Below are 23,430 nucleotides of genomic sequence, written 5' to 3'. Positions count from 1 at the left end.
ACCGAAATGGGCTACTGGGGGTACTTCGTCGTCGGTCGCGGAGAGCGGCCGCTCGCGGAACTGGAGGCGTTGTCCGGCGCCCAGGGCATGTCGCGGCGGGCGTCGGCGCCGGGTGGATGGCAGGTGTGGGAGTACCCGAGCGGTGACGGCGACGTCGGGAGCATGAACGGGCTCGCCGTGGAGACGGGGGCTCCCGCGCTCTTCGGGTACGTCATGGACAGCGCGACCGTGGTCGTGGAGGCGGCGGGGCCTCAGAGCGGGGCGTGGACGACCTGTCTGGCCCGGGCGGCCATGGCCACGTATCTCGGTGCCGACCGGGAGGGGCTGACCCTGGAGGACTACTTCCTGGAGCCCCGGGATGCCGCGGGGCGGGCGGTCGCGTGGGCGGCGGAGGCGGGGCGCGAGGTGGCCGCCGAGCCGGTGTTCGACGTGCTGGTCGCCGACTCCCGACCCGAGGAGGGTCTGCTGGCCGAAAACCTGTTCTTCCGGCTGCTCGACCGGCTCGGCGTGGTGCCCCTGTGACACTCCCGGGCCGTTGCGCGCAGTAAGGGGAAGTGCGGGCTCCGTAAGGGATGACCGCCTGGCGAGGGAGCGTGGAATGAGCCTGGTGGAACTGATCGCTCAGGCCGACGAGCGCGGACTGGCCGCCAGTGGGTTGGCTTGTTTGGATCGGTGTCTGCCCCTGCTGGGCGGTGACGACGAGGTACTGAGACCGCTGTGGGCAGGTCTTGCGGACGGCAGTGACGTCGGCGACTGGGGCGTGCACATCGCCCAGGTGCGCGACAAGCTCGGCGAGGTCGGCGCCGTGGAGTCCGCCGGGGACGAGGCCGCGCTGCTGGCCCGCCGGATGCTCGCCGCCGCCCCGGCCGAACGGTCCGCCGCCGAGGTACGGGTGTGGGCCGACGCCTGCTCCGTCGCGGCCCTGCACATCCACCGCCTCCTCGACCCGCTGGCCGGCCGGGCGTCCTCGGTCGACGCCCGCCGCGAGGGCCGTACGGAGGGGATGTCGCCCCTTGTCGCCGCCGAACTGCGCCGCCAGATCACCGTCCTGGAACTGCTCGCCGGGCACGGCGCGGGCGGGGTGCGCCGGGCGCTGGAGGTGTCGACGGAAGGGCGGCGCGTGCTGCGTGCGGTGGTGTCGCGGCGCTCCCGGCAGCGGAGCTGAGCGCCACCGGCTCACCGCACGAGCCGCTTCACCACCGCGTCCCCGTAGAAGGCCGTCTGCGTGTAGAACGCGGTCAGGTCCCGGTGCGCGGACTCGAACATGCCCCGCGCACCCGGTTCCGCGCCCGCCCCGCCGTATCTCGGCAGCAGCTCGTTGCGGGCGTCCCGCCACAGTGCCTCGAAGTCGGCCGACGTGAGGAAGTCGGCGACCCGGGCCGTCTGAGCGGCCGTCAGCAGCAGGAACGGCGGCTCGTCCGGCTCGGTGGGGAACACCGGGCCGCCGCCGAGGACGACGTGGGTCCGCGGGCCGTTCTGGGCGTGGTGCGGGGGAGCGCCGGTGTAGAGGAGCTCGTGGCCGAGGTAGCCCTTGTCGAGCACCTCCTCACGGCACCGGCCGATTCGTTGCCGCACGGTGTCCCAGTCGTCCTCGAACAGCCGTCGCAGCCAGGTCGCGCTGTTGCGCAGGGCCGAGGGAGGCACCGCGCGGAAATGGAAGTACAGGCTCATCAGAGAGAGGAGCGCACGGGAGCCGCGGATTGTCACACCCGCGTAAACCTCGATCCTGAGAGAGTCCTGTGACCGTCGTGGGGCGGCGGTGGGGCGGTCCTGCACCGGTTGCGGAAACGCCCCGGATACGGGTGACGAAATGCCGCCCGACCACGCTTTTCCCGATGTGACGACTGTGACGACTCATCAGGAAACCCGGCCCTCCGCCGCGACCAAGCCCGTGCGCTGGGCGTCGGACGTGGTGGCCACCCTTCGTGAGGGGGCGCGGCTGCGGCTCGACTACTCGGCGCAGAGTCTGTGGAGCGTCGACCGGATGATCGAGGAGATCCGGCGGGACGGGGCGCCGTACGCCGCCGTGGAGACGGTGCTGCGCGGGCTCGGCGCGTACGCCGGTGAGGTGGTCGTCCGCCAGACCGGTGCCGAGTGGTGGGCGTCGGGTGGCGACCACTGGATCCGCACCCCCGACGGCCGCCTGTGGGACCCGGTCGACGAGGCCCGCCGGTGCTTCGCCGGGGACGGGTCGCTGCGACTGCTGTGCCGGGACGCGACGGCGGCCGTACGGGGCTCCTGACCTCGGAAAGGCGCTTTCCCCGGCCGGTGGCCCTGGCGAGCCCCGGCAAGAGCGGTGAAAGCGCCTTTCCGATCCGTGAGCCGAGCGGGCTACGGCGTCAGCGTCTGCCCCAGGCGGCCGTCCGTCGGGGTCCCCAGCGTGGTCTTGCTGTAGATGACGGTGTCGGTGTAGCCGAGGCCCGTGCTGTTGCTGGGCAGGTGCAGGAGGATGCCGTCGGTGCCGTCCTCGCCGTCGGCCCCGAACGTCAGGTCCGCGCGGCCGTACCCGGACAGATCCGCGAGGGCCACGGACGAGCCGAGGCGGTCGCCGGTCTCCGTGGCGCCGGGGATGCCGGACGTGTCCTGCGAGACGCCGATCGAGCCGGAGCCGGTGAGGCCCGAGGCGCTGCCCTTGACCAGGATCGCGTTGCCCGCGTCACCGCGGTTCACGCCGTCGCGGGTGAGGTCCTCGCCGGGGGCCCCGGCGAGGGCGTCCGCGTATCCGTCGGCGTTGTAGTCGCCGACCGAGACCGAGGTGCCGAAGGCGTCGCCGGACTCGTTGCCGCCCGGGACGCCCGTCGTGTCCTGGTGGATGGTGGTCATGCCGGTGGTGGTGAAGCCGGTCGACGTGCCGGGGACCATGGTGATCTGGCCGCCCGAGATGCCGCCGGACTCGGAGGCGACCGGCTGGCCGATGACGATGTCGTCGTAGCCGTTGCCGTTGACGTCGCCCGCGGCGATGGAGCGGCCGCCCTTGACGGAGATGACGCCGGCCTTGGTCAGGCCCGTCGCCGAGCCCGCGAAGCGGACCACACGGCCGATGCCGCCGGTGTCGCGGTAGTTGAGGGCGACGTCCGCGTAGCCGTCCTGGTTGAAGTCGCCGGTCGCGGCGTCCAGGTAGGCCACCGAGCCGGTGGCGGAGGTCAGCGTGCCGTACAGGTACTTGCCGCTGCCCAGCCGGACGTTCCAGTTGCCGCCCTTGCCGGTGCCGGCCGCGAAGACGTCCGCCTTGCCGTCGCCGTTGAAGTCGCCGACGGTGACGGTGGAGCCGAGCCTGGCGCCGGCCGCCGTGACCCCTGAAGTGCCGTACGAGAAGCCGGTGTCGAGGGCCGGGCCGTACATGACGGTGACCTGGCCGCGGTCGGTGCCGACGGTGTCGTCCTCGCCGGGGGTGCCGATGGCGAGGTCGGCGTAGCCGTCGCCGTTGACGTCGCCCCAGGCGGTGGAGGTGCCGAAGGCGTCACCCGTCTCGGAGGAGCCGGGGACACCGGGGCTGTTCTGGGTGAGGGTGATCTTCGCGGCGGGGACCGGGCCGTCGACGCTGCCGGGGATCACCTTCACCGTGTTCGCCTTCGGGACCCCCGCGGCCAGGTCGGTGACGCCGTCCCGGTTGTAGTCGGAGGTGGCCAGGGCGTGCGAGATGCCCGGGGTCTTGGCGACCTGGGCGATCCGGGTGAGCTTGGAGTACAGGTTCTTGCCGGGGCAGGCCGTGGCGTTGGTGTCCCGGTGGCCGAAGACACGCGGCAGCGTGATCGACTGCCCCTTCGGGACCTTGTTGCCGTCGACGTTCAGATCCGAACCCGAGGTCAGCGTCACCTTGCCGGTCGGGTCGATGCCGTACATCCCGAACTTCCACGCCACGATCCGGGAGATCGCGTCCAGCGCGGCCCGGCTCGGCTGGGCCGTCTCGAAGTTTCCGATGTACGAGATGCCGACGGTGTTGGTGTTGAAGCCGACGTCGTGCGCGCCGACCACCGGCAGGTCCATGCCGCCGCTGCGGCCCTCGAAGATCTGGCCGCACCTGTCGACGACGAAGTTGTAGCCGATGTCGTAGTAGCCGCGGGCGAAGTGTTCCTGCTGGATGGACCGCAGCCGGGCGGCGGACTGGGCGCAGGACACGGTGTTGTCGCTGTCCACGCCGGTGTGGTGGACGACGGCGGCCTTGATCTCGGTGCCGTAGCTCGGCGTGCCGTCGTAGTCCGTCGAGGCGCCCCACTGGGCCTGGGTGATGATCGGCGGTTCGACGACGGTCGAGGGGCGCGGGGCCGGGACGGTCGAGGTGGGGGTCGGGGAGGCCGTCACCGACGGGGAGCCGGAGGCGGACGCCGAGGCCGACGGGGAGTCGGAGGCGGACGCCGAGTCGGTGGGCGTCACCGTCGCGGTGGGCGAGTCGGTGGGCGTCACCGTCGCCGTGGTGAAGTCGGTCGGTGCCGGCGTCGTGGTCTCCTCCACGAACGCGGCCGGCTCCGGCTCGGCAGCCGCGGTGCGCTTCGGGTCGGTCCCCGGGTCCAGCAGCCTGACGTCCATGCCGGCCGGCTGGCCGCCCGCCTCCGTGCCGTCCGCCTGCACGACGCGCACCTCGACGCCGTCGGAGTCGCCGGTCCACACCGAGGCGGTACCGCCGCGCGCCGCGGCCCGCTCGCCCTCCGCGCCGTCGGCCTGGTTCGGCTCGTTCTCCAGTTTCTGCCAGCCGGACCACTTGCCGGTCGTCAGGTCCCGGGTGCGCACCTCGGGCGTGCCCTTGGCGTTCGCCTCGGGGTCGTCCCAGGTCACCAGCACCGCGCTGAACCGGTCCGTCTCCTGCTTGGCCAGTCCCTTGCGGCCCCCGCCCTCGTTCCTGAGCTTCAGGGTGTGGACGGCCGGCTCGCGGCCCTGGCCCTTGGCGTCGGACTGCGCCGACTGATCGGCCATCGCGTACGTGACGACGCCCGCACCGCTCAGGACGACGGCTCCGAGCGTCAGCCAGGCTCTTCGCCGCAGACTCAGCGGTCTGTACGCATGGCTCTTACGAGGACTCAACTACCCCACCCCTGTGAATCGGTCACGAAAACGCCACCTGTCGCACAGGTGGCACTTACACAGCGCACAGATCCGATCGGATGTCACCTGACCAGGGAGGTGAAAGTGACCAGTGATGTTTGTGAGGTGACAGCCGCTTGGTCAAGCGGGGGGAGTGGCCGGAGGCGGAAGCTCCCGAGACCGACCGAGCAAAGGGGGCCGACATGGGCAAGAGGGACGAACGTGGGCCGTGCGCGAGAGAGATGCGGTCGTACGCGACGGCCTTCGTGGCCCGCGTCACCGCACGCAACCGACTGCCGCTGGACTACTCCGTGACCAGCCTGCGCGTCGTCGACTTCCTGATCGACGGCCTGCGCAAGGGCGGCGCCGACCGGGAACGGGCGGGCGAGACGCTGCTCGGGCTCGGGGCGTACGTCGGTGAGGTGCTCGTGCGCCGCGCGGGGGCGGTGTGGGTGGACCTCGATGTCCACCAGCGCGCCTACTTCGCCCAGCCGGTCGGCGTACGCATGCCCGACGGCCGCGTCTGGAACCCGCTCGGCAAGGTCCACAACCGCTTCGACACCGGCGGCCCCGAGGAGTCGCTGCGGACCTTCTACCTCACGCTGCACGGACGGGCACGGCGGGTCGTGGCGTGATATGTCCGCAGAATACGGGCAGTTGAGAACCGTGGAGCACGCGAGCGCCTGTGACACTTTTGTGAAGTCAGACGCTGATCATCGTGGGGGGTATGTGCAAGGGCGGTCGGATCGCCACCGTGCGGATCCGCCGCCGACCGGGTACGGACGAGGACGGTTCTTGGGCCAAGGAGGGGGACCCCGCCGGGTGCAGGCGTACGACGGCGAACTGGGCGCGGCCGTCGCGCGGGCCCAGCAGGGTGACGAGGCCGCCTTCGCGGTCGCCTACCGGCTGGTGCAGCCCGGCCTGCTCGGGTATGTGCGCGGCCTTGTCGGCGACGACGCCGAGGACGTGGCGTCCGACGCCTGGCTGGAGATCTCCCGGGACCTCGGCCGGTTCAAGGGCGACGGGGCCGGGTTCCGTGGCTGGAGCGCGACCATCGCGCGGCACCGGGCACTGGACCATCTGCGCCGCCAGAAGGTACGGCCCCGGCCGACGGCGCTCGAACAGGACGTACTGGATCTGCCCGGTCCGCAGAGCACCCACGACCAGGCGCTGGAGTCCATCTCCACGGAGTACGCCCTGGATCTGGTCCGGGGGCTGCCGCGCGACCAGGCCGAGGCCGTACTGCTGCGCGTCGTCGTCGGTCTCGACGGCCCCGCCGCCGCCCGCGTCCTCGGCAAGCGGCCGGGTGCGGTGCGTACCGCCGCCTACCGGGGGCTGAAGCGGCTGGCCCGCCAGTTGGGCGTCGAGGCCGAGGGCAAAGGTGTGACGGAAGACGGCTCCCGGACGCTGGGGGAGTCGACATGACGGGCGACGGTGACAAGTGGCCGTCGGACGGGCCGCACGGCCCGACAGGGCGGGACGGCTCGTACGGGCCGGACGGGAACGGACACGGTATGGGTGAGCGGCAGAACGGCAGCGGGGCCCCCGACCGCCGACGCGTACGCCCTGACGGTCGTCCGGGCGGTCCGGCGGTCGGCCCCGTCGCGCTGGAGACCCTGCTGGCCGCCGCCATCCGTGGCGGCGCGATCGATGCCGAGGCCGAGCAGCGGGCCGTGGCCGCGTTCCGGGTCGCCCGGGACGCGGGTGCGCACGGGGCGCGCACTCGGCGCCGGGACGACTGGCGGCCCCGGGAGCAGCGGCGCGCGTCGCGTTCGCTGAGGGCGACGCTGTCCGTGTTCCTCGCCAGCCTCGCGCTGGGCGGGGTCGCGTATGCCGCGATCGGCTCGGTGGGCCCCTCCTCGGGCGGTGCAGGGGACGACCGCGGCCGTGCCGATGCCTCCGCGAGCGCGGAGACCCGGCCGAGCGATTCGTCCGCCGCCTCGGGTTCCGGCACCACGGACCGCCCGGTCACCGCGAAGGACGCCGAGGCCCACTGCCGGGCGTACGAGCAGGTCAAGGGCCGCGGCAAGGCGCTCGACTCGACGGTGTGGAAGCGGCTGGTGGCGGCCGCGGGCGGTGAGGCGAACGTGCCTGCCTACTGCGCCGAGCAGCTGGCGCGGGCGACGGCCGAGAGCAAGCCGGACAAGACGGCCGAACCGGGCAACTCCGTCGGCGCCGGCGCGAACTCCGGGTCTGCCGGTAACAACGACGACGGCAGCAGTGGTGGCGCCGGCGCAGGCGGCAATGCCGGTAACGATCAGGAAAACGCCGACAAGGCCCCGGGGAAGAACTAGCCGCCACGGCAACCGCCGGATGGCCGCCACGGCGACCGCCGGCCAACTGCCGCGGCAACGGCCGGGGCCGCCACCCCCCACAGGAGAGGCCCCGGCCGTCGCGCGGCACGGGCCGCGCGGCGGCCCGTACTTCCTACAGCGCCACGAGTGCGTTTTCTGTCACACCTCATGGTGTCGCTCGCGGCACCATGAGGTGGTTGCATCTTGTACGGACATGGACGAGCAGCGGTTTCAGGTCGTAACGTGCCTTTCGCGCCGGGCGCGGAAGTTGCACGAACGCTGCAACCATCGGCGGCTCGAAGCCGCGACCATCGACTGAGGAACCACTGGTGCTGGGGGACGACGCGGAGCTGACGGCCGCCGTGCTTGCTGCACAGGACGGGGACGAGACCGCGTTCCGGACTGTGTACCGCACGGTGCATCCGCGGCTGCTCGGGTACGTGCGGACACTGGTCGGCGATCCCGATGCCGAGGACGTGGCGTCCGAGGCATGGCTGCAGATAGCCCGCGACCTGGAGCGGTTCAGCGGCGACGCGGACCGTTTCCGCGGCTGGGCCGCCCGGATAGCCAGGAACCGCGCGCTGGACCACATACGCATGCGCGGCCGCCGCCCCGCGATCGGCGGCGACGAGACCGAGCTGACCGGCAGAGCCGCCGACTCCGACACCGCGGGCGAGGCCATGGAGTCTCTGGCCACCGACAGCACCCTTTCCCTCATCGCCCGGCTGCCGCAGGACCAGGCCGAGGCGGTCGTGCTGCGGGTGGTCGTGGGCCTGGACGCGAAGACCGCCGCCGAGACGCTCGGCAAGCGACCGGGTGCCGTACGCACGGCCGCGCACCGCGGTCTGAAACGGCTCGCCGAACTCCTCGACGGCGATCCGGAATCGGCGGGCGGGCTCGATGCCCTGCCTCCCCAGCGAGAACCGCAGGGACGTGCGGTGACGTCCGCGAGTGTGACGCATATGCGCGCGCGGACGCAGAAGGACATGTGATGGCCGACGAGCAGTACAGGTGGCTGGACCGCGAAACGGCGGAGCGTTTGCTGCGCGGAGAGTCCCTCGAAGCTGTCGACGCGGCCGACCGCGACCAGGCCGAACGGCTTGCCAAGACCCTCGGTGCGCTCTCCGTGGATCCGCCCGCCAGTGCCGAACTCCCAGGTGAGGCCGCCGCGTTGGCCGCCTTCCGCAAAGCGCGCACGGACCGCGTGGACGACTGGGTCGGTGACCCGGCCGATGCGGGCACCGACGCACGGGCCTGGCTGGGCCACCGCTTCCGCACCCGTTCCTCCGACGCCGGGCTGGTCCGCATCGGCCGCCCCGACCCGGCCGCCCGGCACCGCCGCCGCACCCGCCCCGTGCGCCTCGGGCTGGCCGCAGCGCTGGCCGTCGGCATGGTCGGCGGGGTCGCCGTCGCGGCCGTAACCGGAGCGCTGCCGTTCGGCGACGCCGAACCGGACCCCGCCGCCTCCGTCTCGGCCGCGGTGACACCGGACCGCCCGCTGGCGACGCCCTCGCCGAAGGTCCCGGAGAGCGAGCCCGCCCCCGACGGTGACACCGGGCAGGGCTCCTCGCGCGACACCGCACGCGGCGGCTCGGCCACACCGGACGACGGGCCGGGTACCGGTAGTGGTGCCGACGGCCAGGAAGGCCGCTCCGGCGAGGAATGGAGCGGGGCAGCCGCGGCCTGCCGTGCCGTGCGCGACGGCGAGGAGCTCGCCGCCGACCGCCGGCGCAGCCTGGAGGGCGCGGCCGGCGGCTCCGCGAAGGTGTGGAAGTACTGCAACGGCGTGCTGGCCTCCGGCTCGTCCGGCTCGTCGGACTCCTCCGGTTCTTCCGGCGAGGGCGCCGACAGCAACGGCCAGGGCGGAAAGGGCGACCAGAACGCCCAGGAAGACAACGAAGTCAAGGACGACCGGGGCGACAGAGACGGCAGGGACGCGGGCGAGGCCGACACCGGCAGTCAGTCCTCCGCCGGCAACGACCACGACACGGACGGCGGCTTCGCCACGCCGTCGGCCGCGGTGTCCCCCACGCCGCAGCGGGCGATGACCTCGTACGGCCCGACGCCCGGCCCGACGTACAGCGCGCTCTGATCAAAGCCGAAGTGCCGCGCGCCTGTTCAAAGCCCGACGTACCGCGCCCTGATCAAAGCCCGACGTACCGCGCGATCTGATCAGAAGGCCCCGCTGACCTGAGGTTTTGTGGGGCAGGCGGGGCCTGTTGAAATTCTTCCGCGGCGGGTGTGACGTTTTCGGCCGTCGTGGCGCAGTAATGAGTGAGCCGACTGGTCATCGGCCGTCGCACAGAGCCGGGGTTCCCCCCGTACTCACGGCTCGTGCACCTAGGCGCGGGCGGGACACGTTCCCCCGGTCCCGCCCGCGCCCCGAACGTCTCTCCGGCTCGCGCCTCACCAGTGGACGACGACCTTGTCACCGTTCCTCACCTGCGCGAACAGATCCGCGATGGCCGGCTCGTCCCGTACGTTGACGCAGCCGTGCGAGGCACCGGCGTAGCCGCGGGCCGCGAAGTCGGACGAGTAGTGCACCGCCTGGCCGCCGCTGAAGAACATCGCGTACGGCATCGGCGAGTCGTACAGCGTCGACACGTGGTGACGGGACTTCCAGTAGACGCTGAAGACGCCCTCGCGCGTGGGCGTGTACTCCGAGCCGAAGCGGACCGGCACGGTGGTGACCGTCCGCCCGTCGATCATCCAGCGCAGGGTCCGGCTCGTCTTGCTGATGCACAGCACCCGTCCGGTCATGCAGCGCGGATCCGGTGTGTCGGCCGGCTGCCCGCCCATCAGGTAGAGGTCCCACTTGCCCGGCTCGTGCGTCATCTTCAGCAGCCGCTGCCAGGTGACGGTGTCCATCTCGCCGGTCTTCGGCAGCCCGCGCTTGCCCTGGAAGCCCTTGACCGCCTGCTCGGTGAGGTCGTCGTACGACCCCGTCGGCCCGTCGAAGAGCCAGGCGACCTGCCGCAGCCTGGCCTGGAGTTCACGGACGTCTCGGCCGGTGTCGCCGCGGGACCAGAGGACCTCGGGCGCGGGTTCGGTGTCCTTCTCGGCGGGCGTCGAGCTCGGTTTGTCGTCCTTCGGCGTGGCCGAGGGAGACTGGCCGGGGAGCTCTATGCGCACCGGCGAGCGCTGCTTCCCGTCCCCGTCGGCGGCCTGCACCGTGCAGCTGCAGGCCGTCAGCAGCGCCAGCAGCGTGGCGAACGATCTCCCCATGCCCGTAGTACGCATCACGGACCCCCGTCGTCTCACCGAAAATTCACCGATGTCACCTGAGATGGTTGCCCCCGGATGACTGGTTGCGAACGGCGCGGCATCGTTGTGACCGAGGCCGCAACATGGCTGTGAGGAAGGTCCCAGCGTGCTCCCCTCCACCGGGTGCACGCTCGCCGCTACAGTCCGTCGAAGGGTCGGACCGTACTAGCTGGTAACTGGCGAGTAACTCAGCGGAGGCAAACACACCATGACGCGCGAGTCGGAGTCCGGACTGCCCATCGAGCCGGTGTACGGGCCGGATGCTCTCGCGGGCTGGGACCCGGCAGAGAAGCTGGGGGAGCCGGGCTCGTACCCCTTCACCCGCGGTGTCTACCCGTCGATGTACACGGGCCGTCCCTGGACCATGCGCCAGTACGCCGGCTTCGGTACGGCGACGGAGTCCAACGCCCGCTACAAGCAGCTGATCGCCAACGGCACGATGGGTCTGTCGGTCGCCTTCGACCTGCCCACCCAGATGGGCCACGACTCCGACGCGCCGATCTCGAGCGGCGAGGTCGGCAAGGTGGGTGTGGCGATCGACTCGGTCGAGGACATGCGGGTGCTGTTCGGCGGGATTCCGCTGGACAAGGTGTCGACGTCGATGACGATCAACGCCCCGGCGGCTCTGCTGCTGCTCATGTACCAGCTGGTCGGCGAGGAACAGGGCGTCGCGGCCTCCCAGCTCACGGGCACGATCCAGAACGACGTGCTGAAGGAGTACATCGCGCGCGGGACGTACATCTTCCCCCCGAAGCCCTCCCTCCGTCTGATCGCGGACATCTTCAAGTACTGCAAGGCCGAGATCCCGAAGTGGAACACCATCTCGATCTCGGGCTACCACATGGCGGAGGCGGGTGCCTCGCCCGCGCAGGAGATCGCGTTCACGCTCGCGGACGGCATCGAGTACGTCCGTACGGCGGTCGCGGCCGGTATGGACGTCGACGACTTCGCGCCCCGTCTGTCGTTCTTCTTCGTGGCCCGTACGACGATCCTGGAAGAGGTGGCGAAGTTCCGTGCCGCCCGCCGGATCTGGGCGCGGGTGATGAAGGACGAGTTCGGTGCGAAGAACCCCAAGTCGCTGATGCTGCGCTTCCACACGCAGACGGCCGGTGTCCAGCTGACGGCTCAGCAGCCGGAGGTGAACCTGGTCCGGGTGGCGGTCCAGGGACTGGCCGCGGTGCTGGGCGGCACGCAGTCGCTGCACACGAACTCCTTCGACGAGGCGATCGCGCTGCCGACGGACAAGAGCGCGCGGCTGGCGCTGCGGACGCAGCAGGTCCTCGCCTACGAGACGGACGTGACGGCGACGGTCGACCCCTTCGCCGGGTCCTACGTCATCGAGAAGATGACCGACGAGGTCGAGGCGGCGGCGATCGAGCTGATGGCCAAGGTCGAGGAGCTGGGCGGCGCGGTCAACGCGATCGAGCACGGCTTCCAGAAGGGCGAGATCGAGCGTTCCGCGTACCGGATCGCCCAGGAGACCGACTCCGGTGAGCGGGTCGTCGTCGGCGTCAACCGCTACCAGCTCGACGAGGAGGAGCCGTACGAGCCGCTGCGGGTGGACCCGGCGATCGAGGCCCAGCAGGCGGAGCGCCTGGCGAAACTCCGGGCCGAGCGGGACCAGGCGGCGGTGGACGCCGCTCTGGAGGCCCTCAAGAAGGCCGCCGAGGGCGAGGACAACGTCCTCTACCCCATGAAGGACGCGCTGCGGGCCCGGGCGACGGTGGGCGAGGTGTGCAATGCGTTGCGAGGGGTCTGGGGGACCTACGTACCGAGCGATGCCTTCTGAGCCGGGCGATCACTCCGTCCGAGTGATCGCGAGCTGAATCCGCGTGCCTCCGGCCGGGACACCGCCGCCGGACGGCTCGCATCGGTTGTCGTTGACGAAGGCGTGCCGGGCGCTCGACGACTTCGTGGGCGTTCCCGTCGAGCTCTCCGTGGACAGCCTCCTCGGCGGTTGGCGGTTGGCGGCTAGCGGGGACCGAACCGAGCCAGATACGCCGCGGGCCCCGCCTCCGTGCCGTCCCCTGCCCAGCCGACGTAGCCGTCCGGTCGTACGAGGAACAGGCCGGTTCCGTACGCTTGTTGGGTCTCTCCCCGGACGACGCGCACCGAGTCCGGGGTCTCGGGCGCCTCCACCCCCACCGCCACCAGCGTCCAGTGCGGCCCTCGGAACACGTCGAAGAGCCGTGCCTCACCCAGTGTGCCGTCCGGTGCGCGGTCGCCCGCGTGAAGTGGGCCCGCCGATGTACGCGTCTCCTCCGTGAGCGACGACTCCCGGTAGCCCAGGCCGAGTTGGCGGGTCGCGTCGCCCCGGCGTACCTCCCCCCGGTGCACGCTCGTCGACAGGCCCAGCATGTCGGCGGCGATGGGGCGCCGTTCCTCCTCGTAGGTGTCGAGGAGCGCGGCCGGCGCCCCGCCCCCGAGCACCGCGCCCAGTTTCCAGCCCAGGTTGTAGGCGTCCTGGACGCTGGTGTTGAGGCCCTGGCCCCCGGCGGGCGAGTGGATGTGTGCCGCGTCCCCGGCGAGGAAGACGCGGCCGGAGCGGAAGCGGTCCGCGAGGGCCGCGCGCGGGCGGAAGTCCGAGGCCCAGCGCACCTCGGTGACGTCCTCGGGGGCGAGGTGCGAGCGGGTGGCGACGACCCCCCGGATGCCGTCGAGGGAGAGGTCCACCGTGCTGCCCTCGGGGAACCGGGCGACGGCCTGGAAGTCCTCCGTACCGGCGAGCGGGCAGATCGCGAGGAAGCCCTCGCCCTCCCCGCTCGGCGGGAAGATGTGCCAGTTGTCGCGGTCGAGGCCGGTGATGCGGAGGTCCGCCACGAGCGTGGGGGAGGGGTCGACGGTCTCGCCGGTCATGCCGATGCCGAGCGCCCGGCGTACGACCGAGCGACCGCCGTCGGCGGCGACGACGTAGCGGGCGCGGAGGCTGCCGCCGTCGCCCAGCCCCACGGTCACGCCGTCCTCGTCCTGGTCCAGCCCGGTCACCTCCCGGCCGAACGCCACCCGGCCGCCCAGTTCCTCCAGGCGCGCGAACAGGATCTGCTGCGTGCGCCACTGCGGCACCATCCACGGCCCGGTGTACGGGGAGTCGTCCGTCGTCTCGGCCGGGTCGAACATCCGGTGTTCGCCGGCCCGCTGTCCGTCCTGCCAGATCACCCCCACCGGGTAGTCGCCCCCGGCCGCGCGGATGGCGTCGAGCACGCCGAGATCCTCGAACACCTCCATCGTGCGCGGCTGGATGCCCTTGCCGCGCGAACCGGGGAACAGGCCGTCCGCCCGCTCCACCACCAGCGCGTCCACGCCCCGGCGGGCGAGGTCGACGCCGAGGGCGAGACCGGTCGGTCCCGCGCCCACGATCAGTACGTCCGTATGCACAGCCATTCTCCTTAACGCTGTTAAGTGCTGTCGGTCACGACCATGCACTTAACGCCGTTAAGCTGTCAAGCGTGAACACGGAACGCCGAGCGCCACTCGACCGCAAGCGGGTCGCGGACACCGCCCTGAGGCTCCTGAACGAGGTGGGCCTGGACGGCCTGACCCTGCGGGCCATCGCCAAGGAGCTGGACGTCAAGGCGCCCGCCCTGTACTGGCACTTCAAGGACAAGCAGGCGTTGCTCGACGAGATGGCGACGGAGATGTACCGCCGGATGGTCGCCGGCACGTCCCTCGATCCCGGCGACACCTGGCAGGAGCGGCTGATGAAGTCCAACCGCGGACTGCGCACGGCCCTGCTCGGCTACCGCGACGGCGCCAAGGTCTTCAGCGGCTCACGCTTCACCGGCATCGAGCACGCGGAGCAGATGGAGGACAACCTGCGCCTGTTCACGGCCGCCGGCCTCACCCTCGCCCAGGCGGCCCGTGCGACCGCGACGTCGTACCTCTACACCCTCGGCTTCGTCACCGAGGAACAGGGCGTCCAGCCCCTGCCCGGCGAGCGGCGCGAGGGCTACGACCTCGACGAACGCGCCCGCCTGATGGCCGACTTCCCGCTGTCGGCCCGGGCGGGCGCGGAGATGTTCCAGGACTACGACGAGCACTTCGAGGAGGGGCTGGCGCTGCTGATCGCGGGGATCGGGACGCGGTACGGGGTCAGCTGAGCCTCTGACGCACCGGCCTCAGCGCACCCTCGACAGCGCCGCCCGCAACCTCGGCGTCAACGGCTTCTCCACATACCGGTTCAGCAGCCACGCCAGCACCAGCATCGACGCGATCGTCAGCGCGAAGGTCTCCGCCGAGGGCAGGCCGAGGGAGATGTGCAGGGCGTGGATCACCACCCAGCCGAGGTGCTCGTGGACGAGGTAGAAGGGGTACGTCAGCGCCCCGGCGACGGTCAGCCAGCGCCGGTTCGCCCAGTTGAACCAGCCGAGCGCGATCGCCGCGACCGCCACGAACCCGAAGGCGACGACGAGGACGATGCCGAGCGAGGTGCGGTGGGCGAAGGCGTTCGGGTCCGACGCGTTCCACAGGCTGCGCACGGCGTAGTGCTGCCCGATCAGGAAGCTGACGGCCACGATGCCCCAGGCGAGGACGTCCCGTCGGTCGCGGTGGACGAGGTAGAGCCCGACACCGCCGATGAAGAAGGGGGCGTACTCCGGCATGAACACGATGTCGAGCAGCGGCTGGTGGGCGCCCTGTGTGATCGCCGCCGCCAGCGTCCAGCCCGCGCAGAACAGGATCACGCGCCGCCGCGAAGCCCCGGGCAGCACGACACACAGCGCGAACAGCGCGTAGAAGCGGACCTCCGCCCACAGCGTCCAGCACACGCCCAGCACCCGGTCGACGCCCAACGGGTACTGAAGCATGGTCAGGTTGACCAGGGTGTCGCTCGGCGACAGCGCCTTGTAGGTGACCATCGGCAGGGCGAACACCGCCGTGACGAGCAGGACCGCCGCCCAGTAGGCGGGCAGCAGCCGGGACGCGCGGGAGGCGAAGAACGATTTCAGGGGCCGGCCCCAGCCGCTCATGCAGATCACGAATCCGCTGATCACGAAAAAGACCTGGACGCCGAGGCAGCCGTACGCGAAATAGTTGTGCAGCGTGGGGAACTGGTCCTCGGCGGAACTTCCCCAGGCCCGCGTGACTTCGCCGCCCCGGCCGCCGTAGTGATAGGCGGCCACCATCAGTGCCGCGATCAGTCGTAGTCCGTCCAGGGCGCGCAGCCGGGATTCCCGGCGGAGGGGCCGGTCCGACCGAGGGGGCCGGGACGCGTCGGGCACCGGCCGGACGGTCATGCTGGTCACGAAATTCCCCTTGGTCGACGCGCGGGCGCTCCTGCGGTACGCACAGCACATTAGTCCGAATCACAGGGATGTCGTGGTCCACGGGGTGACGGTTGTCCGGGTGGTCTCTGCGAATTCACCTGGACTTCGCCTTCGTTTCCTAACTTTCTCTCAACCTCCCCCCACTTGCCAATAAAGAGCGAATCGCGCTACACAGCCGCGGAATAACAGGAGTGCCATGACGAGGGTCCAGAACAGACGGGCACGTGTGCGCGGAGGGGAGCCGGCGGACTGTCTGCGCGCCTGTGCGGTGCACAGCGGCAAACTCGTCGGCAGCATCGACCGGCGCCGCGTCGAACTCGCCGAGCAGCTGAGGAAGTTGCTCGTCGTGTGGGGCACCACGTCGACCAGCGCCCCCGCGCCCGCCCCGGCCGGCGCCACCGCCCTGCTGAAGCGGGCGGTCAAGGGCACCGCGGCACCCTCCACCGGTATGGGCGGCGAACTTCTCGACGCCCTGCTCGCCGTCGCCAACAAGGCGCTGGAGTGCGGCTACGACGACGAGTTGGACCTCGCGCTGGTCATCAGCGACACCGTGCTCGCCCAGCGCAAGAACTCCCGCGCCGGCTGGCGACTGCGCGCCCGCCTCCTGGAAGCCCTCGGCGAGGAGAAGGAGGCGGTGGAGGCGTACGAGCGGTATCTCGCCCTCACCGACGACGACGGCTTCGGTGTCAGCGCCCGGATCGACGGCATGCGCGCCGCGGGGGAGAAGGAGCGGGAGCTGCTGAGCCTGCTCCGGCGCCAGTGCCCGCGCGCCGAGGAGTTCACGCGCGGCTTCGCCACCGACATATGGGCCGAGGGTCTTGCCGCACACGCCGTCGGTGACTGGCAGGCCGCCGAGCCGCGGCTCGTGGGAGCGCTCCTGATCCTGGCCGCCGAGGACGCCCCGGTCACCGACCGGCAGGAACTCCTCAGCCAGTACCTCGACCTGCGCACCACCGAGTCCACCGAGAGCGCGGACCTGCCCGCGCTCACCGAGGCGATCGCCCTCTACGCCGAGCAGCGCCGCGCCCGGATGCGCGGCCCGGTCGCCGACCCCACCGTCGGCGGGGTGCAGTGGATCAGCCTCGGTGAGTTCCGTAACCGGATCGCCGGCAAGTCCGTCTGCCTGATCGCCAACTCCGGGCGGGTGGGCGCCAGTTCGATGGGCGCGGAGATCGACGCGTACGACATCGTGGTGCGCTTCAACTCGTACCGGATCGACCCGAAGCACACCGGCAGCCGCACCGACCTCCACGCCACGATCCACAAGCACGGCTTCAACTGGGACAAGCAGGTCGACACCCGGCTCGTCTTCGGCGGCGTCTTGGGCGACTGGAAGCACTCGCTGCGCAACCGCCTGGTCCCCGGCGCCCAGACGTATCTGGGCGACGAGTCCCTGCGCTGGCCCGTGCGCAACATCGGCAAGCTCGGCACCGACGTCTGGTCGGGCATCCCGACCACCGGCTTCAACATGCTGTTCCTGCTGGACTTCCTCGACGTCAGCCCGACCCTCGACCTGATCGGCTTCGACTTCTACGAGAGCGGCGCCTATCGCGTCCAGGAAGCGATGAAGCTCGCCATCACCTCCGTGCACGAATACACCAGCGAGAAGGCATGGGTCATGCAGCGGGCCCAGAGCGTGACCGACATGAGGATCTCCCTGCGATGACCACGACCTCCCTGACCTCGGCCGCCGCCCCCCTGGCCCCGGCGACCGACGCGCACGCCCTCACCGGCAAGCGCCGTATCGCCTTCGCGAGCTACGTCGACGAGAACTACCTCCCCGGCTTCCTCGTCCTGCTGCGCAGCCTCGCCCTGTCCAACCCGGGCGTGTGCGAGGACTTCGTCGTCCTCCACGACGACCTGCGCCCCGGCTCGATCGCCCGGATACGCGACCTGCACCCGCGAATCGTGCTGCGCCGGGTGAACGCCGAACAGTACGACTCGTACAAGAAGGGCGACCAGGACAACTACCTGGTCCGCAAGGCGTACTTCATCCTCGACGTCTTCCGGCTGCGCGAGTACGACACGGTCATCACCCTCGACACCGACATGGTCGTCCTCGGTGATCTGGGCGAACTGCTCAGACTGCGCGAGGGGTTGGCGGCCGTACCGCAGTTCTTCTACGGGCAGCACAAGCTCAACTCCGGTCTGCTGGTCATCCAGCGCGAGTATCTGAGCGACGAGTTCTGCGCCAGGCTCGACCGCTGCGGCCGCACCGGCGACTACGAGCTCGACAAGCACGACCAGGGCATCCTCAACGCGGTCCTCGACGGCGACTTCGTCCGCCTCGACCCCCGCTACAACTTCGTCAAGCGGCGGCTCTCCGGCGACCTCCCGGTGCCCGACGACACCGCGATCCTGCACTTCACCGGCCGCCACAAGCCGTGGCAGGGCGGCGAGGCCGGCTACAGCCAGGCCGAGGACCGCTGGCGCGAGTTCGAGCTGTCCGACGCCGACTTCCACGCCGAGTACCTTGCGAAGCAGGGCGGCCTGCACCACGACCTGCTCGTGCACTACGGCACCCCGCACGTCCGGCGCACCGGTGACGTCGAGGCCGCCCGCAAGGTCGCCGCCGCGCACATCTCGACCGGCGACTACCAGGACGCCGTGGACCTCCTGAGCAGCGTGCGCATCCCGCTGGACGCGGCCTGGCCGCACGAGGTGCTCGGCCACGCCCTGATGAGCGTCTCGCGCTACGACGAGGCCAAGGCCCAGCTGCTCCTTGCCACCGCCGCCCCCAACCGGGCCGCCACCGCCTACGCCCGCCTCGCCCAGATGGCCTGGGTGCACGGCGACAACACCCAGGCCCTGCGGCACGCCACGGCCGGCCTGTCCGTCGACATCACCCACCGCTCCAGCCGGCTGTGGGCGCAGCGCGCCTGTGGCCTGCCCTCCCAGGAGCAGGGCGCCGCCGAGGAGCAGCTCGCACACGTCGCCTTCTACATGGACCGGCAGGGCAACGCGGGCGACAAGCTGCTCCCGGAGACCGTCCGCCTGGCCTTCAACCCCGACACCACCTCCCGCCGCTGGCACTCGGTGCACGCCCACCGCCTGTTCGACGAGGCGGCCCTGGAGCGCGTGAACTCCCGGCGCGGCCTGGTCATCGGCGGCGGCGGCCTGTTCATCCCGGACACCATGCCGAACGGCAACAGCGCCTGGCAGTGGAACGTCCCCGACGAGCTGCTGAACCGTATCGACGTGCCGATCGCCGTCTACGCCGTGGGCTTCAACGCCTTCGACGGCCAGTCCTACCGGGCGGGACGCTTCCGCTCCTCACTGCGCCAACTCGTCGAGCGCTCCTCCTTCTTCGGGCTGCGCAACCACGGCTCGATCGAAAAGGTACGGGCCATGCTCCCGGCCCATCTGCACGACAAGGTGCGCTTCCAGCCCTGTCCCACCACGGTCTCGCGCCAGCTCGTCGAGGACTGGCGGGACCCGCTGACGCGCGACGACACCATCCTGATCAACGCCGCCTACGACCGCGCGGGCCTGCGCTTCGGCCACGACTACGGCTACTTCCTGGCCCAAATGGCCCAGGCGGTGCGGGACTTGGGCGATCTTGCCGAGGTGAAGTGCGTGGCGCACTCGCTCGACGACGAGAAGATCGCCTTCGACCTGCGCCGCGAACACGGCATCTCGATGCCCGTCATCCCGATGTACGACTTCGAGAACGACGAGATCCGCGACCTGTACGCCCGCACCAAGCTGGTGATCGGCATGCGCGGCCACGCCGGCATGATCCCGTTCGGCGTCGGCACGCCCATCATCAGCCTGATCTCGCACCCGAAGATGGCGTACTTCCTGCGCGACATCGAGCGTCCCGAGTGGGGCGTCTCCGTGCACGACCGCCACCTCGCCGCCCGGCTGGTGGAGCGCTCCAAGGACCTCCTCGCCGACCACGCCAGGACGGTCGCCGACGTGCACGGCAGGCAGCAGGAGCTCTGGAAGGTCACCGAGGCGAACGCGGCCGACCTCCGGGCCATCCTGGGCGCCTGACGAACAAAAGCGCCGCCCTGGCGCGACCACGCCTCTCCGGAGGCACGGTCGCGTCAGGGCGGCCGGCTGTCCTACCCGTGTCGCCTCACCGCTTGCGGACCAGCCGCTTGAGCCGGGTCACCGGCGACACCTGGGACGCCGCCCCGCGCTCGGCCTCGTACGCCTTCCGCAGCTGCTCGAAGTGGTCCGCACGCGTCCTGGCGAGGTACTCGTCCGACTGCAGCGGCTTGGCGATGGACCAGGCGCGCTTGTGCCGGCCGTCGTAGTGGGCGACGTACGCCTTGGCCAGTTCCAGGACGGACTTGAAGGGGATGCCGCCGGTGTGGTCGCGGTCGACGCGGTCCTGGACGGCGGAGATGAGGGCGAGCTTCTCGTCCAGCGTGTAAGCGTCCTCGGAGATCGACTTCAGGACGTCCTCCGGGATCGGCTTCGTCACCTCGAAGGCGAGCGTGGAGCGGATCGGCGGGCCCGCGATCTCGATGTAGGGCAGCAGGGCTCCCGTGCTCCAGTGCAGCCACGGCAGACGCGGCCCCGCGAAGTCCTGGTGGAGGACGACCGAGCCGGGGCGCAGGCGGGTCAGGAAGCGCTCGCAGACGCAGCGGAAGACGCGGGCCGTCTTGGCGATGTCGATGTGCAGGAACTCGACCGGGGTGGTGTCGTTGGGGTCGGAGGTCTGCCAGAGGTCGCCCGCGTGGATCTCGAGGAAAGGCAGGAACGGCTCCAGGCGGCCGCGGAAGTCGTTCAGGAAGGAGTTGTCGTCCTCGGGCTTGTGGCCGGAGGTGAAGAACTTCTCCGTGGCGAAGGTGCCCTTGCCGACGCGGAAGAAGTCGTACGCGTGCAGCCGCCCGGTCTTCTCGTCGAACACCGGGCTCTCCTTGAGGCCCATGGCCAGGGCGTACGTCGATCCGCCGCCACCGGAACCCAGTTCGACGATGTGGCCCTCGCCCGACAAGGTGTGGCGCCCGACGAGGTACAGGAACTGCAGCTCCCAGGTGCTGCACTGGGTGTAGGGCAGGTTGTCGGGCAGCTGGACGCTGTCGAACATCGAGTAGAGCCGGCCGAGCTTCGTCATGAGTGCCTCACGGGGTTCGGTTAGGCGGTGACCGTGATCCTAGAGTCACGACCACCGCCTAACCATGGAATCAACGGAGTAACCCGATGGTGTGCCGTTGTTTCCTTACTCTTGGCCCCAGGTTCACCCCTGATTGGCTCAGCGCTTCACGGCCTTCTTCAGCGCCCGTGCCCGCCGCACCACCCGGCGTGCCGTCGCGTTGCGCGGCAGGAACGCCAGCCGCTCCGGGATGCCGCCGGGCAGCCCGAGCGCGGTGAGCCGCCTGCGCTTGAAGTAGCGCTGGGTGCGCGGTCCGAAGTGCTTCGAGAGATAGCGTTCCGCCGCCGGGCGCAGGTCCGGGTGGATCTGCGGCTGCATGGTGAAGCCGACCGCGGTGACCAGGCCGTTCAGGTCCTCGGCGGGTATCCCGTCCTCGCCCTTGCGGGACTCCAGATCCGCCAGTACCGCATCCGCCAGCACCGCCGGGACCCGGTTGCTGTTCTGGTACGGCGTCAGCCGGTCCAGCAGCGGCTCGGTGCCGATGCGGGCGACGGGAAGGTCGTAGAACGCGGATGCCGTGAACAGGGCGGTGGAGAAGCACCCGACCACCAGTCCCGGCCGCGTCTGCTCGAAGAGCAGCTCGGCGAGCACGGGGGTGTCGAGGACCGTGAGGTCGACGCCCAGCTTCTGTGCCTCGGTCTCCAGAGCGCGGCTGTAGCGGGCCGGCGCGGTGGGGTGCGGCTTGAAGACGACCGTGCGGTGCCCGCGCTCGACGGCGCCCCGCATCATCCGCACGTGCAGGTCCTCCTCCTCGGCGGGGGAGAGGATGTCCAGCGCGGACAGGTACTGGCCGAGCAGCAGCGCCGCGTTGTCCGGCAGGACCGGCAACTCCGGAACGGCTGTGGCGAGTTCGCCCATCACCTTCAGGAAGGCGGCCGTCGGCACCACATGCGCCGGCACGTCGAACTCGGTCAGCAGCATCGGCGTCAGCCCCGGCACCAGGTCCAGGTGCAACAGCCGGCGCACCCGCGTGCCGACCAGCGGGTCGATCTTGTTGCGCGTGGGGCCGTAACTCATCAGCCCGTCGGCGTAGACGTCGACAGGCGCGCCGGTGAACAGCTGGGCCACCGTGAGGGCCGGGGTGACCTGGATGGACTCCAGGACCAGCTCGACCCGGTCGTCGCCGAGGCCCCACAGCAGGCGCAGGTGGCGCTCGAAAAGGGGGATGTCGTCCGGGCGTGGGGTCCAGGCGCCGGGGTGGAAGGGGCGGATGGCCTCGTTCCAGGACAGCACCTCGTCGAAGTGGCTGCGCAGCGGCTCGAACCCCGGCATCTCGTCGAGCGCCGGGGTGGTCTCCGGGTTGGTGGAGTTGTTGAAGACCAGCAGCACCCGGCGGTCAGGCTCGGCGAACAGGTCGGAGTCGATCGCGGCCGCCAGGGTGGCCGCGCCGTACAGCGTCGAGGCGCAGAAGATCTGGGTGGTCCGAGGGCTGGTGCGGGGCATCAGGCGGCCGCCTTCGCTGTGGTGGCCCGGCGCCGCAGCCGCCGCAGTCTGGCGGAGCGGCGCATGTCCATGGTCTCGAGTACGTCACCGAGCGCGTCCTGCGGCATGCGCTGTATCGCCGCCGCGCTCATCGCCCGCAGCTGCTTGGCCACGGCGGGCTCCCACTTGGACTCGTCCGAGAGGTGGTGGGCGATGATCGCGCAGTATGTGCGCACCGCCTTGGGGAGCAGCTTGTCGGCGTCCGGATCCGCCGCCGTCTCCTCGATCACCTGGTCGAAGGCGCGGATGAAGTCGAGCTGGCGGGCGTCGCCGATCTGGGTCAGTGAGGAGGCGATCCCGCGCCGGTAGAAGACGCCCAGCAGGCTCACCACGGCGAACGACTCCGCCTCGCGGTGCAGCTTCCAGATCCACGGCCGGTCCTCGGCCGTCCGCAGTCCGTCGGTGAAGTGCAGCAGGCCCTTGTCGAGGAGGCGGCGGTGGTAGGCGCCGGCCCAGGCGTAGGCGTAGTCCACCGAGGTCGTCCGGTCCGCGGGCAGGATCGCCTCGCGCGGGTTCAGCACCTCGTGGCGGCGCCCGACCGGGGCTCTGTGCACGGTGCGGGCGCGGGCGGTGGCCTGCACATGGTCGGTGCGGACGAAGTCGCAGCCCAGGTCCTCCATGGCGGAGACCAGTTCGGCGAGGTAGCCGCGGGCCAGCCAGTCGTCGCCGTCCAGGAAGGTCAGGTACTCGCCCTGCGCGGCGTCCAGGCCGGTGTTGCGCGCGGTGGCGAGCCCGCCGTTCACCTCATGGCGGATATGACGCACCTGGGCGACGTCCGAAAGCTCCTTGGCGGCGCGTTCGAGAATGGCCGGGGTTTCGTCCGTCGATTTGTCGTCGACCAGCACGAACTCGAAGTCGCGCCGAGCGTTCATTCGAAGGCTTCTGAGGGTGTCCGGGGCGTATTGCTGCACGTTGTAGAACGGCACGATCACGGAAAGCTTTGGCACCCGCAAAACCCTAGGAGCCGGTCCGGATGCAAAACCGTCCGGTGAACATACGAGGG

The 23,430-nt window shown here is 70.8% G+C and carries 20 protein-coding genes; 12 read left to right on the top strand and 8 right to left on the bottom strand.

Annotation, left to right across the window (positions count from 1 at the left end; genetic code table 11):
• The first annotated feature begins 6 nt into the window (after positions 1-6).
• Together ADK57_RS23745 and ADK57_RS23740 are read left to right on the top strand one after the other, a co-directional pair.
• Positions 7-522: a hypothetical protein gene (locus tag ADK57_RS23745; protein WP_053751552.1), complete on the top strand. Its 516-nt coding sequence runs from the start codon at positions 7-9 to the stop codon at positions 520-522.
• A 76-nt stretch (positions 523-598) separates the two neighbouring features.
• Positions 599-1,165 carry a hypothetical protein gene (locus tag ADK57_RS23740; RefSeq protein ID WP_053751551.1) on the top strand — a complete coding sequence of 189 codons (567 nt, stop codon included), beginning with the start codon at positions 599-601 and terminating at the stop codon, positions 1,163-1,165.
• An 11-nt stretch (positions 1,166-1,176) separates the two neighbouring features.
• Here ADK57_RS23740 and ADK57_RS23735 read toward each other — a convergent pair whose 3' ends face one another.
• On the bottom strand, positions 1,177-1,671 hold the full coding sequence (locus ADK57_RS23735) for a DUF1877 family protein (RefSeq protein ID WP_053751590.1): 495 nt from the start codon (positions 1,669-1,671) through the stop codon (positions 1,177-1,179).
• 139 nt (positions 1,672-1,810) lie between these two features.
• On the opposite strand from ADK57_RS23735, the gene ADK57_RS23730 reads away from it, so the two are divergent.
• Positions 1,811-2,242 carry a hypothetical protein gene (locus ADK57_RS23730; protein WP_078973298.1) on the top strand — a complete coding sequence of 144 codons (432 nt, stop codon included), beginning with the start codon at positions 1,811-1,813 and terminating at the stop codon, positions 2,240-2,242.
• A gap of 89 nt (positions 2,243-2,331) precedes the next feature.
• Here ADK57_RS23730 and ADK57_RS23725 read toward each other — a convergent pair whose 3' ends face one another.
• The gene (locus tag ADK57_RS23725; RefSeq protein WP_053751549.1) at positions 2,332-5,019 is read right to left on the bottom strand and encodes an FG-GAP-like repeat-containing protein; all 2,688 of its coding nucleotides are present in this window, start codon (positions 5,017-5,019) and stop codon (positions 2,332-2,334) included.
• A gap of 203 nt (positions 5,020-5,222) precedes the next feature.
• On the opposite strand from ADK57_RS23725, the gene ADK57_RS23720 reads away from it, so the two are divergent.
• The 5 genes from ADK57_RS23720 (at position 5,223) to ADK57_RS23700 (ending at position 9,405) form a co-directional block, all read left to right on the top strand.
• On the top strand, positions 5,223-5,654 hold the full coding sequence (locus ADK57_RS23720; protein WP_053751548.1) for a hypothetical protein: 432 nt from the start codon (positions 5,223-5,225) through the stop codon (positions 5,652-5,654).
• Between the two features lie 160 nt (positions 5,655-5,814).
• Positions 5,815-6,444, top strand: coding sequence for an RNA polymerase sigma factor (locus tag ADK57_RS23715; protein WP_053751547.1), 630 nt, complete (start codon positions 5,815-5,817; stop codon positions 6,442-6,444).
• Positions 6,441-7,313, top strand: a complete 873-nt coding sequence (locus ADK57_RS23710) for a hypothetical protein (protein ID WP_063785994.1) — start codon at positions 6,441-6,443, stop codon at positions 7,311-7,313. Before ADK57_RS23715 ends, ADK57_RS23710 begins: the two co-directional genes overlap by 4 nt.
• Positions 7,314-7,642: 329 nt before the next feature.
• Complete coding sequence (locus ADK57_RS23705) at positions 7,643-8,305, top strand: RNA polymerase sigma factor (protein ID WP_053751546.1); 663 nt, start codon at positions 7,643-7,645, stop codon at positions 8,303-8,305.
• Positions 8,305-9,405 (top strand): hypothetical protein, encoded by a 1,101-nt coding sequence (locus tag ADK57_RS23700; RefSeq protein ID WP_107091630.1) that lies wholly within the window; start codon positions 8,305-8,307, stop codon positions 9,403-9,405. Before ADK57_RS23705 ends, ADK57_RS23700 begins: the two co-directional genes overlap by 1 nt.
• A gap of 314 nt (positions 9,406-9,719) precedes the next feature.
• On the opposite strand, the gene ADK57_RS23695 is transcribed toward ADK57_RS23700, so the two are convergent.
• Positions 9,720-10,538 (bottom strand): L,D-transpeptidase family protein, encoded by an 819-nt coding sequence (locus ADK57_RS23695; protein ID WP_053751544.1) that lies wholly within the window; start codon positions 10,536-10,538, stop codon positions 9,720-9,722.
• A gap of 247 nt (positions 10,539-10,785) precedes the next feature.
• Here ADK57_RS23695 and ADK57_RS23690 point away from each other — a divergent pair, with 247 nt between their 5' ends.
• Positions 10,786-12,366 (top strand): acyl-CoA mutase large subunit family protein, encoded by a 1,581-nt coding sequence (locus ADK57_RS23690; protein ID WP_053751543.1) that lies wholly within the window; start codon positions 10,786-10,788, stop codon positions 12,364-12,366.
• A 182-nt stretch (positions 12,367-12,548) separates the two neighbouring features.
• On the opposite strand, the gene ADK57_RS23685 is transcribed toward ADK57_RS23690, so the two are convergent.
• A complete protein-coding gene (locus ADK57_RS23685) occupies positions 12,549-13,952 on the bottom strand; it encodes an FAD-dependent oxidoreductase (protein WP_053751542.1) in 1,404 nt (467 codons plus the stop codon).
• Between the two features lie 71 nt (positions 13,953-14,023).
• Here ADK57_RS23685 and ADK57_RS23680 point away from each other — a divergent pair, with 71 nt between their 5' ends.
• Complete coding sequence (locus ADK57_RS23680) at positions 14,024-14,674, top strand: TetR/AcrR family transcriptional regulator C-terminal domain-containing protein (protein WP_053751541.1); 651 nt, start codon at positions 14,024-14,026, stop codon at positions 14,672-14,674.
• Positions 14,675-14,692: 18 nt separating this feature from the next.
• Here ADK57_RS23680 and ADK57_RS23675 read toward each other — a convergent pair whose 3' ends face one another.
• Positions 14,693-15,808 carry an acyltransferase family protein gene (locus ADK57_RS23675; protein ID WP_053751588.1) on the bottom strand — a complete coding sequence of 372 codons (1,116 nt, stop codon included), beginning with the start codon at positions 15,806-15,808 and terminating at the stop codon, positions 14,693-14,695.
• A 226-nt stretch (positions 15,809-16,034) separates the two neighbouring features.
• Between ADK57_RS23675 and ADK57_RS23670 the strand changes: the two genes are divergently transcribed.
• The gene (locus ADK57_RS23670; protein WP_053751540.1) at positions 16,035-17,504 is read left to right on the top strand and encodes a glycosyltransferase family 29 protein; all 1,470 of its coding nucleotides are present in this window, start codon (positions 16,035-16,037) and stop codon (positions 17,502-17,504) included.
• Positions 17,501-19,834, top strand: coding sequence for a glycosyltransferase (locus ADK57_RS23665; RefSeq protein ID WP_053751539.1), 2,334 nt, complete (start codon positions 17,501-17,503; stop codon positions 19,832-19,834). The genes ADK57_RS23670 and ADK57_RS23665 overlap by 4 nt, the downstream gene beginning before the upstream one ends.
• Positions 19,835-19,919: 85 nt before the next feature.
• On the opposite strand, the gene ADK57_RS23660 is transcribed toward ADK57_RS23665, so the two are convergent.
• The 3 genes from ADK57_RS23660 to ADK57_RS23650 all read right to left on the bottom strand — a co-directional run bounded on the left by ADK57_RS23660 (position 19,920) and on the right by ADK57_RS23650 (position 23,374).
• Entirely contained in the window at positions 19,920-20,906 is a 987-nt protein-coding gene (locus ADK57_RS23660) for a class I SAM-dependent methyltransferase (RefSeq protein ID WP_053751538.1), read from the bottom strand.
• Between the two features lie 138 nt (positions 20,907-21,044).
• Entirely contained in the window at positions 21,045-22,388 is a 1,344-nt protein-coding gene (locus ADK57_RS23655; RefSeq protein ID WP_053751537.1) for an alpha-2,8-polysialyltransferase family protein, read from the bottom strand.
• Entirely contained in the window at positions 22,388-23,374 is a 987-nt protein-coding gene (locus ADK57_RS23650) for a glycosyltransferase family 2 protein (RefSeq protein ID WP_053751536.1), read from the bottom strand. The genes ADK57_RS23655 and ADK57_RS23650 overlap by 1 nt, the downstream gene beginning before the upstream one ends.
• Between the last annotated feature and the right edge of the window lie 56 nt (positions 23,375-23,430).

It is taken from the genome of Streptomyces sp. MMG1533, from assembly GCF_001279775.1.
Classification (GTDB): Bacteria; Actinomycetota; Actinomycetes; order Streptomycetales; family Streptomycetaceae; genus Streptomyces.
This window is presented reverse-complemented; position numbering and strand designations above follow the sequence as displayed.

Coding starts and splice junctions, on each gene's coding strand:
- ADK57_RS23745 (WP_053751552.1), top strand. CDS start 7: ATGGGCTACTGGGGGTACTTCGTCGTCGGTCGCGGAGAGCGGCCGCTC.
- ADK57_RS23740 (WP_053751551.1), top strand. CDS start 599: ATGAGCCTGGTGGAACTGATCGCTCAGGCCGACGAGCGCGGACTGGCC.
- ADK57_RS23735 (WP_053751590.1), bottom strand. CDS start 1,671: ATGAGCCTGTACTTCCATTTCCGCGCGGTGCCTCCCTCGGCCCTGCGC.
- ADK57_RS23730 (WP_078973298.1), top strand. CDS start 1,811: ATGCCGCCCGACCACGCTTTTCCCGATGTGACGACTGTGACGACTCAT.
- ADK57_RS23720 (WP_053751548.1), top strand. CDS start 5,223: ATGGGCAAGAGGGACGAACGTGGGCCGTGCGCGAGAGAGATGCGGTCG.
- ADK57_RS23710 (WP_063785994.1), top strand. CDS start 6,441: ATGACGGGCGACGGTGACAAGTGGCCGTCGGACGGGCCGCACGGCCCG.
- ADK57_RS23700 (WP_107091630.1), top strand. CDS start 8,305: ATGGCCGACGAGCAGTACAGGTGGCTGGACCGCGAAACGGCGGAGCGT.
- ADK57_RS23695 (WP_053751544.1), bottom strand. CDS start 10,538: ATGGGGAGATCGTTCGCCACGCTGCTGGCGCTGCTGACGGCCTGCAGC.
- ADK57_RS23690 (WP_053751543.1), top strand. CDS start 10,786: ATGACGCGCGAGTCGGAGTCCGGACTGCCCATCGAGCCGGTGTACGGG.
- ADK57_RS23675 (WP_053751588.1), bottom strand. CDS start 15,808: ATGACCGTCCGGCCGGTGCCCGACGCGTCCCGGCCCCCTCGGTCGGAC.
- ADK57_RS23670 (WP_053751540.1), top strand. CDS start 16,035: ATGACGAGGGTCCAGAACAGACGGGCACGTGTGCGCGGAGGGGAGCCG.
- ADK57_RS23665 (WP_053751539.1), top strand. CDS start 17,501: ATGACCACGACCTCCCTGACCTCGGCCGCCGCCCCCCTGGCCCCGGCG.
- ADK57_RS23660 (WP_053751538.1), bottom strand. CDS start 20,906: ATGACGAAGCTCGGCCGGCTCTACTCGATGTTCGACAGCGTCCAGCTG.
- ADK57_RS23655 (WP_053751537.1), bottom strand. CDS start 22,388: ATGCCCCGCACCAGCCCTCGGACCACCCAGATCTTCTGCGCCTCGACG.